The 25364-nt window shown below is 50.3% G+C and carries 25 protein-coding genes and 2 tRNA genes; 23 read left to right on the forward strand and 4 right to left on the reverse strand.

All coding sequences use genetic code 11. The features are described 5' to 3' along the window. The first annotated feature begins 3 nt into the window (after positions 1–3). The 5 genes from O3276_RS00275 (at position 4) to O3276_RS00295 (ending at position 3402) form a co-directional block, all read left to right on the forward strand. Positions 4–1044: a phage tail-collar fiber domain-containing protein gene (locus O3276_RS00275; protein ID WP_269673852.1), complete on the forward strand. Its 1041-nt coding sequence runs from the start codon at positions 4–6 to the stop codon at positions 1042–1044. After that, positions 1037–1471 (forward strand): hypothetical protein, encoded by a 435-nt coding sequence (locus tag O3276_RS00280; protein WP_269673853.1) that lies wholly within the window; start codon positions 1037–1039, stop codon positions 1469–1471. Before O3276_RS00275 ends, O3276_RS00280 begins: the two co-directional genes overlap by 8 nt. Continuing rightward, complete coding sequence (locus O3276_RS00285) at positions 1468–2028, forward strand: baseplate complex protein (RefSeq protein ID WP_269673854.1); 561 nt, start codon at positions 1468–1470, stop codon at positions 2026–2028. Before O3276_RS00280 ends, O3276_RS00285 begins: the two co-directional genes overlap by 4 nt. A gap of 2 nt (positions 2029–2030) precedes the next feature. Continuing rightward, positions 2031–2747, forward strand: a complete 717-nt coding sequence (locus O3276_RS00290; RefSeq protein WP_269673855.1) for a PIN domain-containing protein — start codon at positions 2031–2033, stop codon at positions 2745–2747. Between the two features lie 106 nt (positions 2748–2853). Beyond that, positions 2854–3402, forward strand: a complete 549-nt coding sequence (locus tag O3276_RS00295) for a hypothetical protein (protein WP_269673856.1) — start codon at positions 2854–2856, stop codon at positions 3400–3402. A 31-nt stretch (positions 3403–3433) separates the two neighbouring features. Here O3276_RS00295 and O3276_RS00300 read toward each other — a convergent pair whose 3' ends face one another. Together O3276_RS00300 and O3276_RS00305 are read right to left on the reverse strand one after the other, a co-directional pair. After that, positions 3434–3841 (reverse strand): hypothetical protein, encoded by a 408-nt coding sequence (locus O3276_RS00300; protein WP_269673857.1) that lies wholly within the window; start codon positions 3839–3841, stop codon positions 3434–3436. A 524-nt stretch (positions 3842–4365) separates the two neighbouring features. Further along, positions 4366–4452, reverse strand: a tRNA-Leu gene (locus O3276_RS00305). A gap of 327 nt (positions 4453–4779) precedes the next feature. Between O3276_RS00305 and queA the strand changes: the two genes are divergently transcribed. The 6 genes from queA (at position 4780) to O3276_RS00335 (ending at position 13080) form a co-directional block, all read left to right on the forward strand. Continuing rightward, positions 4780–5808 (forward strand): tRNA preQ1(34) S-adenosylmethionine ribosyltransferase-isomerase QueA, encoded by a 1029-nt coding sequence (gene queA / locus O3276_RS00310; protein ID WP_269676062.1) that lies wholly within the window; start codon positions 4780–4782, stop codon positions 5806–5808. A gap of 176 nt (positions 5809–5984) precedes the next feature. Beyond that, positions 5985–7100, forward strand: a complete 1116-nt coding sequence (gene tgt, locus O3276_RS00315) for a tRNA guanosine(34) transglycosylase Tgt (RefSeq protein ID WP_442876552.1) — start codon at positions 5985–5987, stop codon at positions 7098–7100. Positions 7101–7287: 187 nt separating this feature from the next. Next, positions 7288–7635 (forward strand): preprotein translocase subunit YajC, encoded by a 348-nt coding sequence (yajC, locus tag O3276_RS00320; RefSeq protein WP_101746272.1) that lies wholly within the window; start codon positions 7288–7290, stop codon positions 7633–7635. Between the two features lie 145 nt (positions 7636–7780). Further along, positions 7781–9649 carry a protein translocase subunit SecD gene (gene secD / locus O3276_RS00325; RefSeq protein WP_269673859.1) on the forward strand — a complete coding sequence of 623 codons (1869 nt, stop codon included), beginning with the start codon at positions 7781–7783 and terminating at the stop codon, positions 9647–9649. A 10-nt stretch (positions 9650–9659) separates the two neighbouring features. Then, positions 9660–10577, forward strand: a complete 918-nt coding sequence (secF, locus tag O3276_RS00330; protein ID WP_101746270.1) for a protein translocase subunit SecF — start codon at positions 9660–9662, stop codon at positions 10575–10577. A 109-nt stretch (positions 10578–10686) separates the two neighbouring features. Beyond that, positions 10687–13080, forward strand: a complete 2394-nt coding sequence (locus O3276_RS00335) for an AAA family ATPase (protein ID WP_269673860.1) — start codon at positions 10687–10689, stop codon at positions 13078–13080. A 43-nt stretch (positions 13081–13123) separates the two neighbouring features. Here the strand turns inward: O3276_RS00335 and O3276_RS00340 are convergent, their stop codons facing one another. After that, positions 13124–13942 carry an inositol monophosphatase family protein gene (locus O3276_RS00340; RefSeq protein WP_269673861.1) on the reverse strand — a complete coding sequence of 273 codons (819 nt, stop codon included), beginning with the start codon at positions 13940–13942 and terminating at the stop codon, positions 13124–13126. Between the two features lie 270 nt (positions 13943–14212). Between O3276_RS00340 and O3276_RS00345 the strand changes: the two genes are divergently transcribed. The 3 genes from O3276_RS00345 (at position 14213) to O3276_RS00355 (ending at position 15960) form a co-directional block, all read left to right on the forward strand. Continuing rightward, a complete protein-coding gene (locus O3276_RS00345; RefSeq protein ID WP_269673862.1) occupies positions 14213–14965 on the forward strand; it encodes an RNA methyltransferase in 753 nt (250 codons plus the stop codon). 34 nt (positions 14966–14999) lie between these two features. After that, complete coding sequence (cysE, locus tag O3276_RS00350) at positions 15000–15818, forward strand: serine O-acetyltransferase (protein WP_269673863.1); 819 nt, start codon at positions 15000–15002, stop codon at positions 15816–15818. A gap of 66 nt (positions 15819–15884) precedes the next feature. Continuing rightward, a tRNA-Val gene (locus O3276_RS00355) sits at positions 15885–15960 on the forward strand. Positions 15961–16052: 92 nt separating this feature from the next. Here O3276_RS00355 and O3276_RS00360 read toward each other — a convergent pair. Continuing rightward, positions 16053–18014, reverse strand: coding sequence for a hypothetical protein (locus tag O3276_RS00360; protein WP_269673864.1), 1962 nt, complete (start codon positions 18012–18014; stop codon positions 16053–16055). Between the two features lie 600 nt (positions 18015–18614). On the opposite strand from O3276_RS00360, the gene iscR reads away from it, so the two are divergent. The 9 genes from iscR to ndk all read left to right on the forward strand — a co-directional run bounded on the left by iscR (position 18615) and on the right by ndk (position 25291). Continuing rightward, complete coding sequence (gene iscR / locus O3276_RS00365; protein WP_269673865.1) at positions 18615–19085, forward strand: Fe-S cluster assembly transcriptional regulator IscR; 471 nt, start codon at positions 18615–18617, stop codon at positions 19083–19085. 106 nt (positions 19086–19191) lie between these two features. After that, positions 19192–20406 (forward strand): IscS subfamily cysteine desulfurase, encoded by a 1215-nt coding sequence (locus tag O3276_RS00370; protein WP_269673866.1) that lies wholly within the window; start codon positions 19192–19194, stop codon positions 20404–20406. 45 nt (positions 20407–20451) lie between these two features. Beyond that, positions 20452–20856 carry a Fe-S cluster assembly scaffold IscU gene (gene iscU / locus O3276_RS00375; RefSeq protein ID WP_066016291.1) on the forward strand — a complete coding sequence of 135 codons (405 nt, stop codon included), beginning with the start codon at positions 20452–20454 and terminating at the stop codon, positions 20854–20856. A gap of 100 nt (positions 20857–20956) precedes the next feature. Beyond that, on the forward strand, positions 20957–21292 hold the full coding sequence (gene iscA, locus O3276_RS00380; protein ID WP_101746263.1) for an iron-sulfur cluster assembly protein IscA: 336 nt from the start codon (positions 20957–20959) through the stop codon (positions 21290–21292). Positions 21293–21470: 178 nt separating this feature from the next. After that, entirely contained in the window at positions 21471–22013 is a 543-nt protein-coding gene (gene hscB / locus O3276_RS00385; protein ID WP_269673867.1) for a Fe-S protein assembly co-chaperone HscB, read from the forward strand. A 21-nt stretch (positions 22014–22034) separates the two neighbouring features. Beyond that, on the forward strand, positions 22035–23912 hold the full coding sequence (gene hscA / locus O3276_RS00390; RefSeq protein WP_269673868.1) for a Fe-S protein assembly chaperone HscA: 1878 nt from the start codon (positions 22035–22037) through the stop codon (positions 23910–23912). Continuing rightward, positions 23913–24251, forward strand: a complete 339-nt coding sequence (fdx, locus tag O3276_RS00395) for an ISC system 2Fe-2S type ferredoxin (RefSeq protein ID WP_101746260.1) — start codon at positions 23913–23915, stop codon at positions 24249–24251. Positions 24252–24316: 65 nt separating this feature from the next. Continuing rightward, on the forward strand, positions 24317–24520 hold the full coding sequence (iscX, locus tag O3276_RS00400) for a Fe-S cluster assembly protein IscX (protein ID WP_209199592.1): 204 nt from the start codon (positions 24317–24319) through the stop codon (positions 24518–24520). Between the two features lie 339 nt (positions 24521–24859). Beyond that, the gene (ndk, locus tag O3276_RS00405) at positions 24860–25291 is read left to right on the forward strand and encodes a nucleoside-diphosphate kinase (RefSeq protein WP_101746258.1); all 432 of its coding nucleotides are present in this window, start codon (positions 24860–24862) and stop codon (positions 25289–25291) included. The last annotated feature ends 73 nt before the right edge of the window (positions 25292–25364 follow it).

Genomic DNA, 25364 nt, shown 5'->3' on the forward strand with positions numbered 1-25364 from the left:
TGCATGGCAGAACGATTAACGACGGTCGGCAGAAACTTGCTGGCAAGCCACCAGGGCAATGGAACGCATCTTCAGGTGGATAAGATTGTCCTGGCTTATGTGCCAGGACAAAGTCCATCAGATGTAATTGACCCGGGTAGACGATTACCGCCGACCGATCAGATTATTGATTGGTTTGATGTCACCCACGACGGCTACATGTCACCCGATATGGTGGTTTATTCGCTGTATATGGATGCCACGGTGGGGCCGTTTACGTTTAACACTCTTTATGCTGTCGCATCGGGTGAGAATAACGCCGTGGTGATGATTGTTACCCTGCCAGATACACCGAAGATTGCCGACGATCCGGGCGAAGGTGTTCGTGGTCAACCGATGGTTCGCAATACCGTGTTGGTGTATGACGATGCTGCAGCCATTACCAATGTTACGGTGGAGGCTGAAGCCTGGCAGTTTGCTTATGAGAATGCGACCACTGAAGTTCGCGGCCTTGGCGAAGTAGCTACAGAAGCAGAAGCCATAACAGGAAATGATAAGTGGCGATGGATAACGCCTTTCACTCTGCATAAATATATTGCAGCTTGGTGGGAAGCTTTAGACCTTAATTTAAGCTGGGATGCTATTACTAAAAAACCTGAAAAATACCCTCCAGCATCTCATAAGCATGATTATTCTGAACTGACTGGGTTTGGAAATGCAGCAACTCGTCTGATAGGAACGGCTAACTCAAACATTCCAGATATGGGGTTTTATGGTCGAGACTTATCAAGCATCGGTTATCAAGAAATTCCAGGCGGGTTGTTGATTCAGTGGGGATGGTCAGTCGGCCCCGATACCGGTTCAAATAAAACTAAAACTATTACATTTCCGGTGGCGTTCAAAGAGGCTTTTGTTGCCCATTCGTCCTTAGTAAACAATCATGGCAACACAGTTGAGGGTCTTGGTGTTTTATCACTAGAAAACACCAATATGGTAATCACAAAAACAGGGGATAACCCAGTACAGAATGTATATTGGTTTGCGATAGGTAAATCTTATGGATGAATATTGTTTTTATTCAAAGTCTGCAAAGGGCTTTTTTGATTCAAATTTATATGCGCCTGAAGATTCAGTAAAAATAACTGCACAAGAACGCAGCGAATTGTTGGCATCTGAAAGTTCTGGCCTTGTTTTACATATTGAATTTGATAATAGAGGTGTTACGACACCGATAGAGCCAATCATAACAAAAGATGAGTTGAAAGAAATTGAGTGGCGATGGCGAAATTATGAACTCGGCTTAACTGATCGAGTGTTTACCCGTGATTTTGGCCCCAATGAATGGTCTGAAGCTGATCGTGATACAGCTCAAAACACCATTATGGCGCACCGCCGTAATTTGAAGGACTGGTCAGAGAAAACCCACCCGGAGTTTCCCAACAGTGAACACCGCCCAGTGTGGCCTGAGTCCGTACCGAGGCCTGCCGTATGATCATGCTGAACGGCCAAAAAGTCCCCGGCCACGATGTCAAAGTCCGGGCAAGCTTCCGCCTGGAAGATAAAGATCTTTCGGGCATGAGTAGCGCCACAGATACCGCCGAAGGCGGCATTAAACCCCAGACGCTGTCAGTTTCCCTAATCATCAAGTATGACGATAAAGCCGACCTCACACGCCTGATCGCCATGGCCAGAGCCACCGATACAGTGGGTAAACGGATGGTATACGACATCTACAATGAAACCGCACAGGCCGGCAATATCCGTAAGGTGCGGTTTACGGAGAATTTCAGCTACACCGAAGCCGATTCACAGCGGATGTGGAATGTTAGTTTTACCCTGCGGGAGTTTGAATCCGTTCCGGAGAAGATCGAGCAACGGCAGGAACAACCTGCCGCCACCGAACAAACGGCGGACGGTGATACCGTGGGCAGTGCTGCAACAGATGGGCAAACCACCGAAACCCCATCAGCGCCAGCACCGGACGCCACCGAGATGCACGGCACCGTCTGGCAGATGATGAAGAAGTTTGACGCGATTCTGGGTGGCTGATTATGCGGTTGATCCAACGTCTTTTGGTGAATGGTGAGCCGGTCGAGGTGATTGAAGACGATGTGCGTTTATCTCTCACCAGCCCGGGGCGTGCCACCTTTCGGGTAAAGTCGGGCAAACCATTGGCAGGCCCGGTGGAGTACATCAAAGGCTGGCAGCACGATACCGACGATAGGCCGGTGAAAGTGTTCTGGGGTTTTATTGATCGGTCGTCCACCGTGGGTGGCAATGAACAGATGATCTTCTGTCGCGAGCTCTCAGCCATGTTGAACCGGGATTTGCCCATGGGGTTGCGCAAGGTGTCCGCCGCCGATGTGCTGGCACGCATCCATAAGGAGACCGGGGCGCAGTTCGTCACCAACAACCAGGCACACTTCAGCCGGATTTCGCCCTACTTCCACCATGTGGGCGGTGGCTATATGGCCATGGATGCCATCGGGCAGGTGTTTCAGATTCCTAACTATATCTGGCAGCAGCAGGGTGATGGCAAGATTTATGTAGGCAGCTGGGATAACAGCCGCTGGGCGGACCCGAAACGGCACATCACTATTCCCGATAATTGGTTTACCGATCATATGGCCCACAATACCGCCAGCATGACCATGATCCCGACCCTGCGCCCGGGGCTGAAGTTTAACCGGGGCATTATCACGGCGGTGCAACTGAAACAGGAAAAAATGGTGATCACATGGAAGAAGCCATCAAACGCATTCTCTTGAGGCTGTTTCCGGAGCTGAAGAACGGCTATCACAAACCGATGCTGGGCAGGGTGGAGCGCATTGCCAACCCACCGAAAGCCGGTGGTGTTCGACCCATGATGAACCGATGCACGCCGTGGATATTCAACCGCTGGATGAGCACTTCCGCCCTAAAGGTGAACTGCTGCGGGATCTGGTGGTTGCGGTGCCCTACGCTGGCCAGCATCGGGGGTTTTATGCCTTGCCCGATAAAGGCTGCATTGTGGAGTTTTGTTTCGGGTATGCGTTGCCGCACTTGATTCATATTCGCGGGGTGATCCCCTGGGGGTTGGAGTTGCCTTCAGTGGATGTTGGGGAGGCTAAGTGGCAGCATTCTCAGGAATGTTATCAGGGGTATGACAAAGACGGGAACTGGGAACAGATCGGCAAGGTTCACCAGAGCGTGGCTGCGGTTAAGCAGCTGATGATGTCTCCTAAAACGTGGGTAGGTTCGGATTCTGAAAACGTGTTGCAGATACTTTCGGACTTTATGCAGGATACGGCGGATGCGCTGGATGTGTTGGCTGGGCATACGCATCCTAATGTTGGGGCGTGTTCCCAGGGAAGTTCGATTACTGCGAAGAGTGAGTCTATTCAAGATCACAAAAATGACAGGCTTGATCCGATTACGGAATGAATAAGAGAACCGGGCATGGTGCCCGGGTTTTTTACTGAACGGCTTCTTCAATGTTTAACCAGGAAACACCCTGCGGTGCATAGTCAATATCAGAGGAAAGCATTTTAGCCACACCATTCACAGCATAAGCAGTTCCATCTTTTACCCAGTAACCCGCCGAACCATTAATCACCACAGCAACGCCATCATTAAACTGGCCAGTCTCCCAGGAATGAGCATCACCTTCAGGAATGGTTGCAAGTACAGCTTGCAAGCCTGGGCCTTCAAAACTATCCACTTTCAACCCATAGCCGAACAACGCCAGCACCAGACCAAAGAAAATCATCCCCACCGCTTTTTTAGTTTCCAGCCCAGCTTCCTTTGCTGCTTTCCGGTTACTGATACCAATCAGAGCTAGCAGAGCCAGTACCACACCGACAATCATCAACACCCAAGCCATAATCCTTCCCCAGTTTTCATTCTTGTTTAACCCAGTCTTCACACCGGGCAGTTAGGGAACAATATACGCCAATCGCCGTACCAGAATAACAACCTGAATCAATAGAACCAATCAACCCACGCCAAAAGCCGTACTACCCAACAACCACGCGACCTCCCGCGCCGAAAAACCAACCAGCGCGAAAAAATCACTCCTCCTCGCCCCGCCTTCGCGCTTTTTGCTCCATTTTTGTGCAACTTTTTGCGATGTGCAGAAGGGTAGCCAGACAGCCCCGTTACTGGGCATCACACAGGATTTACCCATTGCACGCTGTGCAGCTTTGTATCAGTTGAGTGTAATTCCGCAGAAAGGAGGAAGTGGCTAAACTCTATAAACGGTGCGGGTTGTCAGACAGAATTCAGTCTGCACACCTGTGACACCTTTGTGACATTTTCGGGTTTGTGACACACTGGTGACACCCAAAAAATGACAGGCATAAAAAAAGCTCCATGCCTTGATATTACTAGGCTGGAGCTTCTTAAAATTGGTACCAGTGGTCGGACTCGAACCGACACGCCCGCAAAGGCAACGGATTTTGAATCCGTCATGTCTACCAATTCCATCACACTGGCATTTGATGTTGCTGAGCTTATGTCATCTGTTCGCTGATTTCAAAACTTTTCTCATCGAGTGAATCAGTGAGGTTAGCTGGCGAAGCGGCGGTTGCTCAAGTGCGGCGAAGTATATCAAAGAGATTATTGAGATCAAGCAGTTATTGAACAGTGGGAGCAAAAAAGTAAGTTAAGTCCGTAACGTGGCATGGGATAGCCCTCCTGACACTTCCTTCGTTTTGCAGTATCCTTCGGTGCTTTTTTAATATGACTGGTTTTTCTGTGCCTTTTTCCCATAAGTGGCGTGGGCTGCTTTTGGGGATGAGGACATTAACCACCGGATTGTCCATGCAAGTCAGTGATTTTGATTTTGATCTGCCCGATGAGCAGATTGCCCGGTTTCCTGCAGAGGATCGTACCGGCAGCCGCCTTCTGTGCCTTGATGGCAATAGTGGTGAGGTTCGGCATCAGCAGTTTTCTGATATAGAAAGTCTGCTTGAGCCCGGTGACCTGTTGGTGCTGAATAATACCCGGGTGATTCCGGCCCGTTTGTATGGTCAGAAAGAGACGGGTGGCAAAATTGAGGTGCTGATTGAGCGGGTGGTGGAGGATAACCTGGCGCTGGCCCAGGTTAGGGCCAGCAAGTCGCCAAAGCCGGGCGCTGTGTTATTGCTGGCAGATGGCGCGGTGCGTGTTGTTGTGGAAGGGCGTCGGGATTTTCTGTTTATTCTCCGGTTTGAAACATCGGTTTTACCGCTTCTGCTGGAACATGGCCACATGCCATTGCCACCTTATATTGACCGTGAAGATGGTGATAGTGATCGTCTGCGTTACCAAACGGTGTTTGCGGCAAAGGATGGCGCGGTGGCGGCACCAACGGCAGGGCTTCATTTTGATGAAGCTTTGCTGGCGCGTCTTGAGGCCAAAGGCGTTCAGAAGGTGTTTGTGACGCTTCATGTGGGCTCAGGAACGTATCAGCCGGTTCGGGTTGAAAAGATTGAAGACCATGTGATGCACGCGGAGTATATCGAAGTTTCTGAGGCCGTCTGTCAGGCGGTGCGGGAAACCCGTGCCAGGGGTAATCGTGTTGTTGCGGTGGGTACCACGTCGGTGCGCAGCCTTGAGTCGGCCTCGGCATCCGGTGAGATTGCCCCGTTCCGGGGGGATTCCAGCATCTTTATTTATCCGGGTTATGAGTTTCGCAGTGTGGATTTGATGGTGACCAATTTTCATCTGCCGCAATCCACCTTGTTAATGCTGGTCAGTGCTTTTGCCGGTCGGGAAAATGTGCTGGCTGCCTATAAAGAAGCCGTTGAGCAAAAGTACCGTTTCTTCAGTTATGGCGATGCCATGTTGCTGACCCGTAAGGCGGACTGAGAATGGTGCGGCAAGAGATATAAAAGAAGGGAACCACAAAGGCACAAAGACACAAAGGTTTTTTTTGTCTGTTCACAGCACACAGGAAATCGCTTTCTTTGTGCCTTGGTGTCTTTGTGGTTCACAGCTTGTGTTTTACAAAGAGCTATACAAAATTCATGACAAGAGAATGCTTTATGCAGTTTGAGCAGCTGGCTACCGATGGCAAAGCCCGTCGTGGTCGGCTGACCTTTCCCCGTGGCACGGTGGAAACACCATGCTTTATGCCGGTGGGAACCTATGGCACGGTAAAAGGCATGTTGCCAAGGGACATTAAAGAGATTGGTGCAGAAATTATTCTGGGTAATACCTTTCATTTGATGCTGCGTCCGGGCACCGACATTATTCAGAAGCATGGCGACCTGCACGACTTTAACCAGTGGCACGGTCCGATTCTGACGGACTCCGGTGGCTTTCAGGTGTTCAGCCTGGGCAAGTTGCGCAAAATTACCGAAGAGGGCGTTTCTTTCCAGTCTCCAGTGGATGGTTCCAGGGTGTTCCTGAACCCGGAGATTTCCATGCAGGTTCAGCGTGAGCTGGGTTCTGACATCGTGATGATTTTTGATGAGTGTACGCCGGGTGATGCTAATGAAGAGCAGGCGCGCACCTCCATGGAGCTTTCTCTGCGTTGGGCGGCTCGCTCCAAGGCCGCTCACGGTGAAAGTCCTTCTGCCCTGTTTGGCATTATCCAGGGGGGCATGTTTGAACAGTTGCGTGATGTGTCCCTTGCAGGCCTGACCGAGATTGGTTTTGATGGTTATGCCATTGGCGGTCTTTCCGTGGGTGAAAGCAAAGAGGATATGATGCGCATTCTCTCCCATATCACCCATAAAATTCCCGAGAGCCATCCCCGTTACCTGATGGGTGTTGGCAAGCCGGAGGATATTGTTGAGGCGGTTCGTCGTGGTGTTGATATGTTCGACTGTGTCATGCCAACCCGTAACGCCCGCAATGGTCACCTGTTTGTCGATGAAGGGGTGATCAAGATCCGCAACTCGGCCCACAAGATGGATGAGCGTCCACTGGAAGAGCACTGTGATTGCTATACTTGCCAGAATTTCAGTCGCTCATACCTGCACCATCTGGATAAGTGCGGTGAGATCCTTGGCTCCATGCTGAACACCATCCATAACCTGCGCTATTACCAGCGGGTGATGGCCGGTCTGAGAGGCGCTATCGAAGAAGATAAGCTGGAAGCGTTTGTTGCCGAGTTCTATCGCAAGCGTGGTCAGGATGTTCCTGACTGGGGTTGATATTTTCTGGATAGTCCCAACTAACAGTCTGTTCGTGTAAATCCGGATAAGGTCCTGGGCTTGATGCTTTTGGAATTGAACTCCGCCACCGCTTTTGCCCGCTTTAGGCGCAAGGGTGGGTTCCGGACTGGTTGTTTTTCAGGTAAATTGCTGCGTCAACGGTAATAATACGATTAGGAGTATTGGAATGATTCCTTTCATCAGTCAGGCACATGCTGCGGCAGAAGGTGGTGCGGCTGCTGCGGCAGCTGGCCCGGGTATGATCGGGCAGCTGGTCATGCTGGGTGGTTTTGTGCTGATCTTCTGGCTGCTGATCTGGCGCCCCCAGAGCAAGCGTGCTAAAGAGCACAAAAACCTGATTGCCGGTCTGGCCAAGGGTGATGAGGTGGTCACCACTGGCGGTATTCTTGGCAAAGTCAGCAATGTAACGGACGAGTTTGTGACCCTGCAGGTTGCCGACAATATGGAACTGAACTTCCAGAAAGGTTCTGTGGCCGCTACCCTGCCCAAAGGTACCATCAAGGCCATCAAATAAGTTTTAGAAAAGCAGCCTTGTTTGGCTGCTTTCTTTACCAAATGGACTGTGCCATAGGCCTGAAGCCCGGAAAAGACTTTCCCGGTAAAGGCCGTATAACAATGCCGCTATTGCGCATCACTATTAAATCAGGAACCGGTGAGCCATGCTCAATCGCTATCCATTGTGGAAGTACCTGCTGATTCTGGTCATCGTAGGTCTCGGGTTTATTTATGCCCTTCCCAATCTTTACCCCGCAGACCCGGCAGTACAGGTGACGGGTGCCAGTTCGTCCAGAGTGATGGATGAGCGTGTTCAGCAGCGTGCTGAAAAGGCTCTGGCAGCGGCCAATGTTGATATCAAGTCTGTTGAACTTGACGACAAGGCATTGCTGATTCGTCTGAACCGTGCTGATCAGCAGCAGTTGTCAAAATCGCTGATCAAAGAAGCGCTTGGGGATGACTATATTGTTGCCATCAATCTGGCCCAGACGACGCCGGAATGGTTAACTGCTATCGGGGCATACCCCATGAAGCTCGGGCTTGACCTGTCAGGGGGTGTTCACTTCCTGCTGGAGGTCGATACGGCAAAAGCCTTGCAGCTGAAAATGGATATTGCCACCTCCGAAATTCGAACGTCCCTGCGTAAAGACAAGCTCCGCTATCGCACCATGCCTGAGCGTGCCGATGGTGCACGACAGCTGGCATTTAATGACGTGTCATCCCGTGACCAGGCTGCCCGCCTGATCAACACAGATTTTCCTGATTTGACGGTTGAGAACGCTGACGTTAATGGTCGCCCTGTACTTTCCTATCGCTACTCTGAAACGGCCATTAAAGAGATTGAAGATTATGCGGTGCGTCAGAACCTGACCACGGTCCGTAACCGTGTCAATGAGCTGGGTGTGTCCGAGCCATTGGTTCAGCGTCAGGGTCGTAACGGCATCGTTGTTGAGTTGCCCGGCGTTCAGGATACGGCAGAAGCCAAGCGTATTCTGGGTAAGACTGCTAACCTGCAGTTCCGTCTTGAGGCGTTGCCCAATGCTTCCAGGGCCAGCACTGAGTCGTTCAGTTTCCGGGATGCCCGTCGTCCTTCGGTGGATCTTGAGCGGGATATCATCATTACCGGCGACCAGGTGTCCAGCGCCCAGTCCAACTTTGATGCCCAGACCGGTCAGCCGCAGGTTAATATCAATCTGGACAGTCATGGCGGTGCTGTCATGAACCGCGCGACCCGTAATAACGTGGGGCGGGCCATGGCGGTTATCTTTATTGAGCAGAAGCCTGTGACCAAAGTGGTCACCAAAACAGTTGACGGTCAGCAGGTTAAGGAAACAATCCCGGGTTTCCAGCAGGATGAGAGTGTTATCAGCCTGGCCACCATTCAGAGCGCGTTGGGTAATCAGTTCCGTATTACCGGCCTGAACTCCACTGCCGAAGCTTCTGAGCTGGCGTTGTTGTTGAGAGCAGGTTCCCTGGCAGCTCCGATGTATTTCGCTGAAGAGAGAACGGTGGGTCCAAGCCTGGGTGCGGAGAATATCCAGATGGGTATTCATTCCACCGTTATCGGTCTGTTTCTGCTGCTGATCTTTATGGTTGTGGTTTACCGGGTGTTTGGCGTGCTGGCAAACATTGCCCTGGCCATGAACCTGGTGCTGCTGGTGGCGGTGATGAGTCTGTTTGGTGCCACACTGACCATGCCGGGTATCGCCGGTATTGTGTTGACGCTGGGTATGGCGGTGGATGCCAATGTGCTGATTTTTTCCCGTATTCGGGAAGAGATTCGCGGTGGTCGGCCGGTGCAGCGGGCGATCCATGACGGTTTTGACCGGGCGTTTGTCTCCATCTTCGACGGTAATATCACCACCCTGCTGGTGGGTATCATCCTGTTTGCATTGGGAACCGGGCCAATCAAAGGTTTTGCGGTCACCCTGTGTATCGGTATTCTGACGTCTATGTTCACAGCCATTGTTCTGACCCGTGGCCTGGTCAACCTGACCCATGGCGGTCGTAACCTGAAGAAACTGTATATTTGAGGTGGCAGTGGTGAATGATTTGAAAGTCATCAATTTCATGCGGCTACGCTCCTACGCTTCGGTGTTGTCGCTGTTGTTAATGCTGGGCTCTGTTGGTGCTCTTGCGGTTAAGGGGATTAACTGGGGGCTGGATTTTACCGGCGGCACGCTGATTGAGCTGGTGTATGATCAGCCGGTGAAAACGGCTGATATCCGTGATCAGCTGGCAACTGCCGGTTATGATAACGTTGTCGTTCAGGAGTTTGGTTCGGCCGAGGATATTCTGGTTCGTATTCCCGGCGATGATCCGAAAATGGGGGCATCAGTTGCCGGCCTTCTGGGGCAGAACTATGACGGCAACGTTGAGGCTGTGCGCGTTGAGTTTGTCGGGCCCCAGGTGGGTGAGAGGCTGAGGGAGCAGGGCGGCCTTGGTATGCTGTTCGCCATGTTGCTGATTACGCTCTACATCGCTTTCCGTTTTCAGTTCAAATTCTCCGTTGGTGCGATTCTGTCCCTGGCTCACGATGTGATTTTTACCCTGGGTCTGTTTGCCCTGTTAGGGTTGCAGTTTGACCTGACGGTGATGGCGGCGCTGCTGGCAGTGATTGGTTACTCACTGAACGACACCATTATTGTTTATGATCGTATCCGTGAGAATTTCCGCAAGCTGAGAAAAGGGGATGCCGATGAGGTGATCAATGTCTCATTGACCCAGACTCTGGGGCGTACCTTGGCCACTTCCGGTACCACCTTGATGGTGTTGCTGGCCCTGTTCCTGTTCGGTGGCGAAATGATCCATAACTTTGCCCTGGCATTGATTGTGGGTGTGGGTGTGGGTACTTATTCCTCTATTTATATCGCATCCAATATGCTGATCTACATGAGAATCAGCAGGGAAGATCTGATTGTTCCGGTGAAGGAAAATGAAGACTCTGAGCAAATGCCATAACGCATCGGGTTGAAGAGGTTAAAAACCGGCAATTTTGCCGGTTTTTTTTTGGTCTATAGTAAGTTTCTTGCAAGGCAGGGCACCATAAATACCAATTAAAGAGGTTGCTATGTTTACGGGAAATAATTTTCATCCATATGGTCATGATGTAACCGTTAACCATCGCAGAACAGATTCGGGTGCCCGTGGAGGGGCAGATGGTTCTTTTGATAGCCGCTCTGTGAGACCTTCACAAGACTCTGCTTCGCAATATTCACAATACATGAAAGATCGGGAAACACTGTTTGGACGACCGCAGGTGCATTGTTCTGAGCATTCTCCTGGCGAGGGTGGTGACCGTCTCAGGCGTCGTGACAACATCATACAGGTATTGTCCGATAAGTTTGAGGTTAAACTGAATGGCGGTATTGAGGCAGTAACAACAGAAACCGGTGGCAGCAGATTCAACACCGACAAGTACAGGGACGAATGGCTTACCGGGCCAGAACCGAACAGTGTGGTTGTGGCAAATGGGACACCACTTGATTCTACCTATGCGTGTTTGAATGGCAGAAATGGCTCCACCCAGGTGGTAAAAGTATTGAGACGAAATGATGTTGCCCCTGAAACAGCCTGTTTAACGCAGGTGATGAGAAGTAATTGCCAACTGCCTTCCTCTGAGATGACGATTGATTTAACGCCGGTGGTTGTCACTGATGACTGCTGGGATTCAGTGGCGCTTCATATTCAGCTTCTCACGACTGCCAAAAGTGCCCCCCGGGCCTCCGGTGGGCGCGAGCCAGTGACCAAGACCTGGCAAGCTATTTCAGGGGCATTTCTGCAAATGTGTCACCGTTCCGGTTGTCCACTGCAAGACTCCCGATCCTATTTATTCAAGGATGGTGATCATTTTTTGGTGGCCAGTGTAACGCTCAGATCCACTGGCGATGTCCGGGAGTCGACTGTTGGCCTGCTGGCCAGGGATGCCCGGGTTTCGAGTATTACCGTTAATGCCAGTTTAAGAAAAAAACTGAACATTACTGATATTCCTGCGGCCATCAATATCGGGAAGCTTGCCGAAAAGTTTGACTACAATGGTGAAGCTTACGGTATTGGTGGTGCGAATGAGGCCATTCGACAGTTTATAGATGCGTTTATCAGTCCACGACTGGTGCCGGATAAGCTGAAAAATACCATGAAATGCCAACTGACCAGGGGTGGGATTCTTTCGGGGCCTCCGGGTACGGGTAAAACGCTGTTTATCCGGGTTATTGAGTCCTTACTCAAGGAAAATGGCTTTACCGTATCGACCCGGATTATTTCCGGGCCGGAGGTTTTTAACAAATATGTCGGTGAGTCAGAGCAACGGGTCAGAGCGATTTTTTCAGATGATGGTCCGGAAAATAAACAGAGTATTCGTCTGGTGTTAATTGACGAAATCGATTCGATGCTGCCGGCCAGGGGGAGGGCGGGCGATAATGGCACCGGGGATAAAGTCGTTAATCAGTTTCTGACCTGCCTGGATGGAATTGAGGAGCAAAGTGGCCTGATTGTTTTCGGCACAACCAATCGGCCAGACCTGATTGATCCGGCCGTGATGCGCCCCGGGCGCATGGATATGCAGATGAAGTTTAATTTGCCAGAAGGCGACCAGCGTCTTCAGATTTTAAAGATTCAGACCAGGAATCTGTCGGATGGCGGGATGTTGAATCCGGATGTCTCTCTTGAAGAGCTGGCGAAAAATACCGCTGGCTTCAGTGGTGCTGAACTGGGATCCCTGGTGGAGAAGGCGATGCAATCTGCTCTGCGCAGGGGGCAGGGGCTGGCAGAGAGTGACACTTTTTTTTGTCCTCAGGCGCTCAGTCAATTAGCGACACTGGATGTCTGCACGGCTGATTTCAAATGGGCTTTTACCCGGGTTCAGCCGCAGTTTGGGAAAAGTAATTTCATGTCCCTGGCGGGGAAAAGCTTCGAGTATGATGGCTATTTACCAGAAATGGTCAGTCAGCTTAAGACGACGCTGGCTGATTTTAAGCGGGATGATTCCCGCTCTACCCTGCGTATTCTTATTACCGGTCCTCAGGGTAGTGGTAAATCAACACTGGCTGCCCTGGCGAACCATGAGTTTGGTTCTTTTTGCAGCTATGTGTCGGCCACCGATGTGGTCAAATCCAGGGAACGCACCAGACCGCTGAATGATGTATTTGCACAGCGGCGTAATCATCAGACCAATCCTGACTGTCATTATGTCGTGATTATTGACGATTTTGATACCATGATTAACTACGATGGTGCTTTCTATGACCGTGCCATGGTGTCTGTGCTGGATGCTCATACCAAGCAATCTTTGCAGGGGCTGGAGGGAGGGAAATTGCTCACGCTCGTTACCGCGACAGCGCATGAAGAGGGAGGGGGGGATTTTCTTTCCCGCCTGTTTCCCGACGATCTGGTGTTCAAAACGATCGGTAAGGAGAAGCTGGAAAATATATTGCCTGCTGATCATGGGCAGGGAAGATCTGACTGAGGTAAGGGAGAAGTGAGGCGGAATAGCCTCACTCTACATGGAGTCAGTAGCGGAACATGCCTTCGGTAACGAAAGGTCTGATGCGCTTCAGTACTTCTTTGAAGCAGCCACTGTTGCCGGCAACGATCTGGTTGTTCTTCATGTAGGTATGACCACCTTTGAAGTCACCAACCAGTCCGCCCGCTTCCTGAATCATCAGTACGCCTGCGGCCATATCGTAGTCCTGCAGGCCGATTTCCCAGAATGCATCCAGACGACCGGCAGCCACATAAGCCAGGTCAAGGGCCGCAGAGCCAGCGCGACGGATACCAGCAGTATCCCCCAGCAGGGTTCTCATCATGTTCAGGTAGCTGTCCAGGTGGTTGATGCCCGGTTGCATGAATGGGATGCCGGTACCGATCAGTGCGCCGTCCAGATTTCTCCGGTTGCCAACGCGAATGCGTTTGCTGTTCAGGGTGGCACCGTGGCCACGGCTGGCGCAGTACTCTTCTTCCTTGAGCGGGTCGAGAATAACGGCGTGCTCAAGGCGTCCGCGGTATTGAACCGCAATGGAAACCGCAAAATGAGGGATGCCATTGATGAAGTTGGTGGTGCCGTCAAGCGGGTCGATGATCCAGAGGTAATCTTTACCTTCACCCTTGCCTTCACGGTGTCCGCTTTCTTCACCGTAGAAGCCATGGTCAGGGTAGGTTTTGCTCAGAGAGGCGATAATGGCCTTCTCAGCAGCCTTGTCCACCTCAGTTACAAAGTCGTTACGGCTTTTGAATTCGATATTAACGTGATCGAGATCTTTGTAGGCGCGGGCTATGATTTCGCCAGCCTGGCGTGCTGCACGCAGCGCCATATTAACCATCGGTTGCATAGGCTTAGTTACATCTGAAATGTGAAAGATCGTATGGGGGTGGGATTGTACCGGATTCAACGATCCGATTGTATCCTGGACTGTGAAAATGACCGTCTTTCAGAGGAGGCAACATTTTCACGAAAAAGTGGGGGCGCATTCTGACAGGATGCCCTTTAACTTGCAATGGAGTATGTGCGCCTGCCGGTCGGTAGTTTTACTATAAGCTTGGCATTGGCCGTAATTTGAGTACACTGACTGGCTGATACTACGAAGCTAGAGATTCCTGCGGTGCTCGACAATTTTTCCGAGAATATTTCCATAGTACTGGTCAATCCTTCCCATCCCGGTAACATCGGGGCTGCCGCCCGTGCCATGAAAACCATGGGGTTAAGCCAGTTATGTCTGGTCGCGCCGGATGAGTTTCCATCCGGCACCGCAACAGCGCTGGCTTCTGGCGCTGACGATATCCTGAGAAATGCCAGGGTTTGTGCAACATTGGATGAGGCCCTGGCGGATTGTCAGTTTGTGGTGGGTACCAGCGCCCGGGTAAGAGGCGTTTCTCTCCCGCTGGTGGACCCCCGAACATGTGCCCGGAGCATTATTGACGAAGCAGTGACCCATAAGGTTGCCCTGATTTTTGGCCGGGAAGATAAAGGCCTGACCAATGATCAGTTGCGACGCTGTCATCTGCAGGTTCATATCCCAACCAATGAAGAGTTCAGCTCTCTCAATCTGGGGGCGGCGGTACAGGTACTCTGTTACGAGTTGCGGATGATGCAGTTGCTCAGTGCCGATGCCCTTGAGATGCCCGAGCCCCGCAGCCATGAGTTGGCAAATATGGAGGATATGGAGCGTTACTATGACCATCTGTACCAGGTGTTGCTGGAGATTGGTTTTCTCGATCACAGCAGTCACGAGAAGATTATGGCCAAATTGCGTCGCCTTTATGGGCGGGTTCGTCCGGATCGTGTGGAGCTGAGTATTCTTCGGGGGGTTCTGTCAGAAACCCAGCGATGTCTTGCCACGAAAGAAACAGAATGAGCAGGGCAGGGATAATAACAGACAGGCGCAGACCATGTTTGAGCGAATAAAAGAAGATATTAAAACAGTAATGGACCGGGATCCGGCGGCACGGAACACCTTCGAGGTGGTTACCAACTACCCCGGGCTGCACGCGTTATTGCTGCACAGAGTGTCGCATAAACTCTGGACGTCGGGGTTTTTCTGGCTGGGGCGCATGCTGTCAACATTTAATCGCTGGTTAACCGGTATTGAGATACATCCGGGCGCTACCATTGGTCGACGCTTTTTTATCGATCATGGTATGGGGGTTGTTATTGGAGAAACGGCGGTCATACACGATGATGTCACTCTTTATCATGGTGTGACGCTGGGAGGTACTTCTCCCAATAAGGGCAAGGAGCATCCGGCGAACCAGGGTAAGCGGCACCCGACTTTGGCTAATGGCGTCGTTGTGGGAGCTGGCGCAAAAGTGCTTGGACCATTTGTGGTAGGAGAAGGAGCGAGAGTTGGGTCAAATGCGGTGGTTGTGCGTGCAGTTCCGCCGGGGGCAACCGTTGTTGGTATTCCCGGCAGGATTGTGAAGAAGTCGGAGGTGACGGATAGCAATGGTGAACGCCGTCATGCCAATGCGGAAAAGATGGCGGAGAAAATGGGTTTTGATGCCTATGCCGTCACATCTGAAATGCCTGACCCTACCGCCCATGCCATCTCGGCTATGCTGGATCATCTGCATGAAGTGGATTCCCGCTTTGATACTTTGTGCCAGGTGTTAAAAGACCATGGTCTTGAGTGCAAGGTGCGGCCATTGCCAGAGTTAAAGAAAGAAGACTTTGCACCTGTGAAAGAGGAAATTACTTCATCGCTACCGTAGCTGTGAGTTAATTTAAACTGAAGGTATTGCATTTTTTAGAAGTGTTGATAATATGCGCGGCACTTCAGTCGGTTAGCTCAGTTGGTAGAGCACCACCTTGACATGGTGGGGGTCGCTGGTTCAAGTCCAGTACCGACTACCAGATTTTTATCTCTCCTCAGTAATATTCTGCATTGCCAGCGATGGCCATTTTGACGATTGGCATTGTTAATCTTAACTTCGTGTTGTCTATTCTCAATCCTTTTGGATTCGTATTCCAAATTTGCAGTCTGGGTCCATGAAGTACGCAATCATCGCTTGCACATTTGGAAATCTTTTTGGGTTGACACAACTGTCATTGAGCTCGGCTATTGATCCATCGGTTCGTTTTACCAGTGTGCAGAAATGTTTAGCATTCTGGTCGACACAGACAGCCGTCCAATTCTGTTGCAATACCTTTGCCATTGATGATTTGGGAATGATGTCATAATTTACGTGTAGCTCATCTGGAATACCAAATAACCATGAAGGGAAAGTGTTTCCACGATCAATGGGATTATTAAATTCCTCTGGAAGGTGTCTGGTGCGATTGTCTGTTTGTTTTGTTGATAGTTGGTATTTATAGAAGCTGCTCCAGTCCTTGGCCAGGTTAATAGCTTTTGCACGTTCTTTGCTTTCTATATCTTGTATTCTTTCTTCCTCACGATGCAATTGATCTTGCAACTTGGCTAAATCTTCTTTATGTCCCTGTAGGAGTAGTTCATTAAGAAAAATAGACTCCGCTTTCTCCTTTATCTTTTTTTTATGGGCTTCTGGGTCTTCCTTTTTTAGGTCTTCAATAGTGGCACGTTTTTCTTTATTGTCGATGGCTGTTTGTCTTATTAGACTTTCAAGATCTGCCCGTTCCTTACGAAGATGTATAAGGCTATTTTGAATTTTACGTTTTTCTTCAATCTCTTCGTTCGTTATAGGGTGTGTTTCCGGGCGAAGAGCATCCTCGCCAATAAGCTGGTAGGCAGTGACGAAAAAGAGATAAGTCTGGTTATGTATTTCACACTGATTTTGTGAGATTGGCAGGCAATCATAGTATCTGTTTTTAATGCCTTTCAGGGGAAGGTCTTCTGGTTTTGCGTCGGGTGATCTGGCTGCATGGTACATGCTTCTTTGCATTTCTTTTAATTTGTCTAAATCATTCTGCAGTTTCTGGGTGTTATTGCACCATTGACCGCTTTTGAATTGCTCGCGGTAGAGAGCAAATGTTTTTTTGAGTGCGCTGCGAATACGTGATTTTGTCTTGGGGGCCCAGCGAGAAGCATTATCAGGGCCGGGAATGTTTATCAGATCAATTTCAGCATCGATATTGTCCAGGAATTGTTGGATTTGCCATTGCACCTTCCCTGAAGGGGGTTGTGCAGCAGTTATTGTTGGTTGTGTCAGTTTTTTTTCGCTTTGATATTCACGCGGTTCAAGGGGCTTTTGTTTGATGGGTGAGCTTTTGCGTGTTGCAAGAGGTTTTTTGTGAGGCGTGTGCGGTATAGATGCTTTTAGCAAACCTGGTGTTGCCTTGGCATGATTCTTGGGAAAGGTCTTATCTTTGCCCCGTAACGCAGGTTTATCCCATTGGGCGGCAGATGTTGCTTTTGTCCATTCAGTGTAATGTTCTTTTATGGCTCTGTAATATGGTAGTTTGGCACAGGTTAAATCTATTTTGAACTCACCATTTTTTCCGGGCATGTAGTGAATTTGCCCATCCAGCGATGTAATGGCTTCGGCATCATCGTTAAAGTACGCACTATCTGTCTGGTTTTCCAGAAGGCTTTTAAGTCTTTTGTAGTGTTCATCCGTCAGCAGGTTTTCAGATCTGGATGATGCATTGGCTGATGCCGTTCGTGGGTCAGGAGCCGGGTATTTTTCTTTTAGTGTTGCATCATTGGCTGGCCTGACCAGGGATTTGCTGGCGTTGTGCGGTGCAACCCTGAGTTGCGCGAGGCTTTTAATCTGTGGAGGGAGTTTGTCGTAAAATGCCTTCGCAAGCGCTAGATTGAGTGGGCTGTTTTTGTGTTCGCCAATCTCTTCGTTGACAATGCAGATAACCCTTCTTCTATTGCTTATCAGGCATGTGTGTTCAGTGTCCAGTCGATATGTATCGTCTAAAAGGCGTTGCTCGAGTTGTGCAGAAAAGCTTTGGATCAGGGCTGTGTAGAGTTGAGTATCCATTGTTGCAATCCTTGGGTAAATAAGTAGTTAACCAAATGAAATCATATATTTCTGGCTAAGTGGGCAGTCACTCTGCGGCGTTGCAACTCCGGTCACATAGCTACGGCTATGCTCCCTACGTTGCGCCTTGCATAGCAACTGCCCACTTAGCCAGAAATATACGATTACTTAATGGTTCTCGGTTGATTCCTTTGTGAGGGAGTCGCAGTTTCTAGACAGGTATTTTCTCTAAAAGATCCCCGGTTAACGCTGTTGTCAGTGAAACTAACTCAGCAGGAGGGGAATTTGCTGGTCAATTGTGGTGTGCCAGCTACTGGGAAAAGTGTCTTTGAAAGTTGGAACTGCTTTCTATAAAATGCCGAAAAAATATATGAATCTGCTTTTTAACATCTTTTTCATCTCCGATTTATTTGACAATTTGTTTAAGTTTTATCGCTAATAGTTGACTGTTTTGCTAAGGTATTTCATAATGCTTCGCAAGTACCTTGAGTCTGTAAATATTCTGCTGTCCGGGGAGTCACAGTTAAGAATCCTGGGCTTAAGGTGATCATGAACGGATAAAGAGTGATAACTCTGCCTGAATAGCAAGAGAGATGCTGTATGAGATTGACGACCAAAGGACGTTATGCGGTGACCGCCATGCTGGATCTGGCACTTCATTCCGATCAGGGGCCGGTTTCTCTCGCAGATATATCGGATCGTCAGGAAATCTCTCTCTCTTACCTGGAACAGCTGTTTTCCAAGCTCCGTCGTGGTGATCTGGTTTGCAGTGTGCGGGGGCCCGGGGGAGGCTACCGACTCAGTCGTGGTACTGAAGCTATTTATGTTGCCCAGGTGATCGATGCTGTTAATGAGTCCGTAGACGCTACAAAGTGCAAGGGGGCAGGCGGTTGCCAGAAAGGTGTAACCTGTCTGACCCACCACTTGTGGCAGGACCTGAGTGAGCAGATTCATTCGTTTCTTGGAGGGATCAGCCTCGCTGATCTTGTTGCGCGCAGGGAAGTGCAAAGTGTTGCTATTCGTCAGGATGAGCAGCAAGACAACAAAATTGCCGCTGACACCATCCTGTAAGGCATCTTTTTACAGAGCTTTCAAGATGCGTGTGTAGTGGCATGATGATTTTAACCCTTTGCGAATCAAGGGTATTGAGCGTACTGACCGCCTGGAGATGTACCAGATGAAATTACCTATTTATCTCGATTATTCCGCAACAACGCCAGTTGACCCGCGAGTGGCTGAGAAGATGATTCAGTGCCTCTCTCTTGAAGGTAATTTTGGTAACCCGGCTTCCCGCTCCCATGTCTTTGGCTGGCGTGCTGAAGAGGTTGTTGAAGATGCCCGTCGTCAGGTTGCCGATCTTATTCATGCTGATCCAAGAGAGATTGTCTGGACGTCCGGTGCTACTGAATCCGATAATCTGGCCATTAAAGGTGTTGCTCATTTTTACAGCAAAAAGGGCAAGCACATTGTCACCTCCCGAATTGAACATAAGGCGGTACTGGACCCTTGCCGTCAGCTGGAGCGGCAAGGGTTTGAAGTCACCTACCTGGAGCCTGACAGCGATGGCCTGATCACGCCGGAAATGGTGGAAAATGCCTTGCGTGATGACACCATTCTGGTGAGTTTGATGCACGTCAATAATGAGATTGGTGTGATCAACGATATTGAAGCCATTGGTGATCTGACCCGTTCACGCAAGATTGTCTTTCATGTGGATGCGGCACAAAGCGTCGGCAAAATTCCGCTGAATATGGCAACGATGAAAGTTGATCTGTTGTCCATTTCTGCCCATAAACTCTATGGCCCTAAAGGAATCGGTGTTCTTTATGTGCGCCGCAAGCCCCGAATTCGTCTGGAAGCCCAGATGCACGGTGGCGGTCATGAGCGAGGTATGCGCTCCGGTACTCTGGCCACTCACCAGATCGTTGGTATGGGTGAGGCATGCCGTATTGCTGCGGCGGAGATGGATTCAGAAAGAGCGCGTCTGGCGGTGTTGAAAGATCGAGTGCTTTCCCAGCTGTCTGACCTGGAAGAAGTCCATGTGAATGGTTCTCTTGAACAGCGGGTTCCGGGGATTTTGAATATCAGCTTTGCCTTTGTTGAAGGGGAGTCTCTGATGATGTCCCTGAAAGACCTTGCGATCTCCTCTGGCTCGGCATGTACCTCCGCCAGCCTTGAGCCATCTTATGTGCTGAGGGCCCTGGGCTTGAGTGATGAGTTGGCCCATAGTTCCCTGAGGATCAGTTTGGGGCGCTTTACTTCAGAGGCTGAAGTGGATCATGCCGTAGCAGAGATCAGAGAAGCGGTTGCAAAACTGAGAGAGCTGTCACCGCTATGGGATATGTACAAAGATGGCGTTGACCTCAGTCAGGTTGAATGGGTCGCACACTGATTTTTATGAAGTTTTGCCACAAACAAAACTTCAGAGGAGAGAAAAATGGCATACAGCGAAAAGGTTATCGATCACTACGAGAATCCACGCAACGTAGGTAAGCTTGACCAGGATTCTCAAAGCGTGGGCACTGGCATGGTCGGTGCCCCAGCCTGTGGAGATGTTATGCGTCTTCAGATTCAGGTTAATGATGAAGGCGTTATTGAAGACGCACGCTTCAAAACCTATGGGTGTGGCTCTGCTATTGCTTCCAGTTCTCTGGCAACCGAGTGGATGAAGGGCAAGACGCTGGATGAAGCGGCAACCATCAAGAATACCGATATTGCCGAAGAGCTGGCACTGCCACCGGTTAAAATCCACTGTTCGGTGCTGGCTGAAGATGCCATTAAGGCGGCAATCGATGACTATCGGGCCAAGCAGAAGCATGATGATGCAGCTCCAGCTGCCTGATGCGGTTCCGGGTATTCATGTGCGGAAGTGCTGTCTTTAAATAGTGCAGGAATATAGCCGGTGGAATCGTTTGGTTTCCCGGAAGTGGATGGAGTTTTAAATGGCAATTACCGTAACCATTGCGGCTGCCCGTCACATCAAAGGGCAGCTTTCCCGCAGAGGCAAGGGACTCGGCATAAGGCTGGGTGTACGTACTTCGGGATGCTCTGGTATGGCCTATGTCCTTGAATTTGTGGATGTAGTTGATGAGGATGATCTGGTTTTTGAAGATCACGAAGTCAAAGTGTTTGTTGACCCGAAAAGTCTGGTTTACCTGGATGGCACAGAGCTGGACCTGGTAAAGGAAGGGCTCAACGAAGGTTTGCAGTTTAACAATCCGAATGCTGCCAGTGAGTGTGGTTGCGGTGAAAGCTTTAACGTTGCTGATGCTGGCTGACGGTAATTTTGAAGCTTTCCGGCTTCGTTAATACTGTTCAAGAAGTTGGCTGACACTTTTGATCTGCCTTCCGGCCCGGCTGGTTCTCACTGGTCGGGCCTTATTTGTTTAAGGGGTGTTCGTTTTTGCTGTTGAATGCTCCGGGTTTGTCATTTCTGACTTGGGAATAGATTGCATTGTGGTTGATTTAACCAAAAACTATTTTGAGCTTTTTGAGTTGCCTGTTTCCTGCCAGGTTGACTTGCAACACCTGTCCAGTCAGTACCGTGCGTTGCAGCGGGCAGTTCATCCTGACCGGTTTGCCGGCGATGATGAGCGTCAGCAGCGTATCTCTATCCAGTATGCTTCCCATGTTAATGAGGCCTTTGACACGTTGAAACAGCCATTGCCAAGGGTGATCTATTTGCTGAAGCTGGCAGGCCGTGATGTGGATATGGAGCGCAACACCATTATGGATCCCGGATTTCTGATGGAGCAGATGGAGTTGCGTGAGGCTGTCGCGGATATCAGGTCTGCATCCAATCCTGAGCAGGAAGTTGAGAGGCTGGCCGGTCAGGTGGATGCTGATATTCTTCGATATCTTCAGCGGTTTGAAGGCTTCTGGTCATCTGGAACAGAGCAGGATCTTGAACAGGCAGAAACGGTTGTCAGAAAGATGCAGTTCATGGTAAAGCTGGCGGCTGAACTGGAACAGCTGGAATCCGAGTTGTTGGACGATTAATCAGGAAGAGAAGAGGCAGATATGGCGTTACTGCAGATTTCCGAGCCGGGACAGGCTCCGGAACCTCATCAATACAAGCGTGCTGTAGGCATTGACCTGGGAACCACCAACTCCTTGGTTGCAGCTGTTCGATCAGGTGCTGCTGAGACGCTTCCTGATATCGATGGCCATCATACCTTGCCTTCTGTTGTTCACTACGGCGAGCAGGGAATTGATGTTGGCCACAGCGCAAAAGCCAGTGCGCTGATTGACCCGGGCAATACCATTGTCTCTGTCAAGCGCATGATGGGGCGCGGGCTTGAGGATGTTGATGCCCTTGGCGGTGTGCTGCCTTACCGGTTTGTAACCGACGCTTCGGGAAAAAGCGAAGGAATGCCGTTTATCAAAACCCGGCGTGGTGATGTCAGCCCGGTTGAAGTGTCTGCCGAGATTCTCCGTTCCCTGGTTGGTCGTGCAGAAGAGACGCTGGGTGGTGATCTGGATGGTGCCGTGATTACTGTACCGGCGTACTTTGATGATGCCCAGCGACAGGCAACCAAAGATGCCGCCAGGCTTGCGGGGCTGAAGGTCTATCGTCTGCTGAATGAGCCCACTGCGGCAGCCGTTGCCTATGGTCTGGATCAGGGTGGCGAAGGCATTATCGCTGTCTACGATCTTGGCGGTGGTACTTTTGATATCTCAATTTTGCGTCTGGAAAAGGGCGTGTTTGAAGTGATGGCCACCGGTGGTGATACTGCCCTGGGTGGTGATGACTTTGACCGTCTGGTGGCACGCTGGATGCTTCGTGAAGCGGGGGTTGATGAGTCCTCAATTAACCCGTTGCAGCTTCGGGAAGCGATGGTTGAGGCTTGTCGGGTTAAGGAAGGGTTGACCGACGGATCTGAAGTGGAAGTCAACTTTGGTGAGTGGCGTGGTACGCTTTCCCGCACGCAGTTTAGCGAACTGGTAGACCCCTTGATTGATCGTACCCTTCGGGCATTCAAGCGATCCCTTCGGGATGCCGGGCTGAAGGCGAATGAGATTGATGAAGTGGTTATGGTGGGTGGTTCTACCCGCATGCCAAGGGTGCGTGAACGGGTTGAGGAATTTTCCGGCAGGCAACCGTTGACCTCCATTGACCCTGATCGGGTGGTGGCCGTTGGTGCAGCGCTTCAGGCTAATGTTCTGGCGGGTAATAAATCGGCAGAAGATATGCTGCTGCTGGATGTTATTCCACTCTCCCTGGGGCTGGAAACCATGGGCGGTCTGATGGAAAAGGTGATTCATCGCAATACCACAATTCCGGTCAGTCGGGCTCAGGAATTTACCACCTACAAGGATGGTCAGACGGCCATGGCTATTCATGTCTTCCAGGGGGAGCGAGAATTGATTCGTGATAACCGCTCCCTTGCCCGGTTTGAGTTGCGTGGAATTCCTGCCATGCCTGCGGGCGGTGCTAAAATCCGGGTGACCTTTCAGGTGGATGCGGATGGTTTGCTGGGTGTTGCTGCGGAGGAATTGTCCACCGGGGTCAAGAGCAGCATTCAGGTGAAGCCTTCTTATGGTCTCAGTGATTCTGATATCTCCCGAATGCTGAAAGATTCGTTTGCCCATGCCGGTGATGATCGTGATGCCAGGGCGCTGCTTGAGCAGCAGGTTGAGGCTGATCGGGTTGTTGAAGCGCTGGTAGTTGCGCTGGATAAGGATGGCCAGACACTGCTCGATAAAGATGAATACAGTGCATTGCTGGCAGATGTTGAATCGCTGAAACAGTGCCGTGAAACCGGTGATGCCAAGTCCATTGCCCGTGAAATTGAACGTATTGCCAAGTCCAGTGAAGAATTTGCTGCCCGTCGAATGAACCAGGGTATTCGTCAGGCTCTTTCCGGACAGAAGTTAGATGATTTGGAGGAGTTCTGAATGACTCGTATCGTTTTTCTACCGCACGATGAGTTGTGCCCGGAAGGTGCTGTTCTCGAAGTAGAGCCCGGAGTTACGGTGTGTGACGCAGCTTTGCAGAATGGTATTGAAATTGAACACGCCTGTGAAAAGTCCTGTGCCTGCACCACCTGTCATGTCATTGTCAGGGAAGGCTTCGACAGCATGGAAGAGCCGGATGAGCTCGAAGAAGATATGCTGGACAAGGCCTGGGGGCTTGAGCCTGAGTCCCGGCTGAGCTGTCAGGCTGTGGTGGGTGATGAGGAGCTGGTGGTAGAGATTCCCAGGTACACCATTAACCAGGTTTCTGAACGTCGTTGATGTCGGTTGCTGGTCTGTTTGGGGTTTGCCCGAAACAGACAGCGCAATGATCATGGAGTGGGGCAATGAGTTTAAAGTGGGCAGATGTTTATGATATTGCCATTGAGCTTTATGAGGCTTATCCGGATGTGGATCCCCGGTATGTCAATTTTGTCGATCTGAGAAGCTGGGTTCTGGCGCTGGACAGTTTTGAAGATGATCCTGAGCGTTGTGGTGAAAAGGTGCTTGAGGCCATTCAGATGGCCTGGATTGAAGAGTCGGAAGAGTGATTTTTTGGCGTTGAGGCTGAAAGAACTGACACTATCGACTCTATTGTATACAATGCTGCCAGAACTCCTGCTAAGGACAGCCTGAGCCAGGGAGCCTGTCGGACTTAAGACTGTCCTACTGCGGTTGCGATAAATTGGTCTAAAAATTCCTGCTTCTTCGTCAAATAGCCCCGCTATTCTCCTCAGAAACAGAAATTTTTATCCTAAATTTCTCGCAATCCTCGCTACGGACGCTTAAGTCCGACAGGCTCCAAGACATGGAAAGCTGAGAGAGTCGTACGTTTTTAATAAGTAATAACAATCCCGAAAGGGCACGAAAATGACAATCTGGAGATCGTAATGGCGGTAGAGCGCACTTTATCCATTATAAAACCTGATGCAGTAGCCAAGAGTGTCATCGGTAAAATTCTTGCTCGTTTTGAGCAGGCTGGTTTGCAGGTTGTAGCGACCAGGATGATCCATCTTTCTGACGAGCAGGCGGGTGGTTTCTACGCTGAGCACAAAGAGCGTCCATTTTATCAGGACCTGGTTGCGTTTATGACGTCAGGGCCTGTTGTGGTATCCGTCCTTGAGGGCGAGAATGCCGTAGCCCTGAATCGTGAACTGATGGGCGCTACTAACCCGAAGGAAGCTGCTGAAGGCACCATTCGGGCTGATTTTGCAGAGACCATCGATGAAAATGCGGTTCATGGATCTGACTCAGTAGCATCTGCTGAGCGTGAAGTGGCCTACTTCTTCGAAGGTTCGGAGATTTGCCCCAGAACACGTTAACGGAATCAGCCCGCTGACAAATTGTCAGTTTGCCCTGACCTGACCGTGTTCGGGGTGAACATGAGAATATAAG

The organism is Endozoicomonas sp. GU-1, from assembly GCF_027366395.1.
GTDB lineage: Bacteria > Pseudomonadota > Gammaproteobacteria > Pseudomonadales > Endozoicomonadaceae > Endozoicomonas.

What these genes read in the sequence shown, in the direction of transcription:
- O3276_RS00275 (WP_269673852.1), top strand. Translation starts at nt 4, where the DNA reads ATGGCAGAACGATTAACGACGGTCGGCAGAAACTTGCTGGCAAGCCAC.
- O3276_RS00280 (WP_269673853.1), top strand. Translation starts at nt 1,037, where the DNA reads ATGGATGAATATTGTTTTTATTCAAAGTCTGCAAAGGGCTTTTTTGAT.
- O3276_RS00285 (WP_269673854.1), top strand. Translation starts at nt 1,468, where the DNA reads ATGATCATGCTGAACGGCCAAAAAGTCCCCGGCCACGATGTCAAAGTC.
- O3276_RS00290 (WP_269673855.1), top strand. Translation starts at nt 2,031, where the DNA reads ATGCGGTTGATCCAACGTCTTTTGGTGAATGGTGAGCCGGTCGAGGTG.
- O3276_RS00295 (WP_269673856.1), top strand. Translation starts at nt 2,854, where the DNA reads ATGCACGCCGTGGATATTCAACCGCTGGATGAGCACTTCCGCCCTAAA.
- O3276_RS00300 (WP_269673857.1), bottom strand. Translation starts at nt 3,841, where the DNA reads ATGGCTTGGGTGTTGATGATTGTCGGTGTGGTACTGGCTCTGCTAGCT.
- queA (WP_269676062.1), top strand. Translation starts at nt 4,780, where the DNA reads ATGCAAGTCAGTGATTTTGATTTTGATCTGCCCGATGAGCAGATTGCC.
- tgt (WP_442876552.1), top strand. Translation starts at nt 5,985, where the DNA reads ATGCAGTTTGAGCAGCTGGCTACCGATGGCAAAGCCCGTCGTGGTCGG.
- yajC (WP_101746272.1), top strand. Translation starts at nt 7,288, where the DNA reads ATGATTCCTTTCATCAGTCAGGCACATGCTGCGGCAGAAGGTGGTGCG.
- secD (WP_269673859.1), top strand. Translation starts at nt 7,781, where the DNA reads ATGCTCAATCGCTATCCATTGTGGAAGTACCTGCTGATTCTGGTCATC.
- O3276_RS00335 (WP_269673860.1), top strand. Translation starts at nt 10,687, where the DNA reads ATGTTTACGGGAAATAATTTTCATCCATATGGTCATGATGTAACCGTT.
- O3276_RS00340 (WP_269673861.1), bottom strand. Translation starts at nt 13,942, where the DNA reads ATGCAACCGATGGTTAATATGGCGCTGCGTGCAGCACGCCAGGCTGGC.
- cysE (WP_269673863.1), top strand. Translation starts at nt 15,000, where the DNA reads ATGTTTGAGCGAATAAAAGAAGATATTAAAACAGTAATGGACCGGGAT.
- O3276_RS00360 (WP_269673864.1), bottom strand. Translation starts at nt 18,014, where the DNA reads ATGGATACTCAACTCTACACAGCCCTGATCCAAAGCTTTTCTGCACAA.
- iscR (WP_269673865.1), top strand. Translation starts at nt 18,615, where the DNA reads ATGAGATTGACGACCAAAGGACGTTATGCGGTGACCGCCATGCTGGAT.
- O3276_RS00370 (WP_269673866.1), top strand. Translation starts at nt 19,192, where the DNA reads ATGAAATTACCTATTTATCTCGATTATTCCGCAACAACGCCAGTTGAC.
- iscU (WP_066016291.1), top strand. Translation starts at nt 20,452, where the DNA reads ATGGCATACAGCGAAAAGGTTATCGATCACTACGAGAATCCACGCAAC.
- iscA (WP_101746263.1), top strand. Translation starts at nt 20,957, where the DNA reads ATGGCAATTACCGTAACCATTGCGGCTGCCCGTCACATCAAAGGGCAG.
- hscA (WP_269673868.1), top strand. Translation starts at nt 22,035, where the DNA reads ATGGCGTTACTGCAGATTTCCGAGCCGGGACAGGCTCCGGAACCTCAT.
- fdx (WP_101746260.1), top strand. Translation starts at nt 23,913, where the DNA reads ATGACTCGTATCGTTTTTCTACCGCACGATGAGTTGTGCCCGGAAGGT.
- iscX (WP_209199592.1), top strand. Translation starts at nt 24,317, where the DNA reads ATGAGTTTAAAGTGGGCAGATGTTTATGATATTGCCATTGAGCTTTAT.
- ndk (WP_101746258.1), top strand. Translation starts at nt 24,860, where the DNA reads ATGGCGGTAGAGCGCACTTTATCCATTATAAAACCTGATGCAGTAGCC.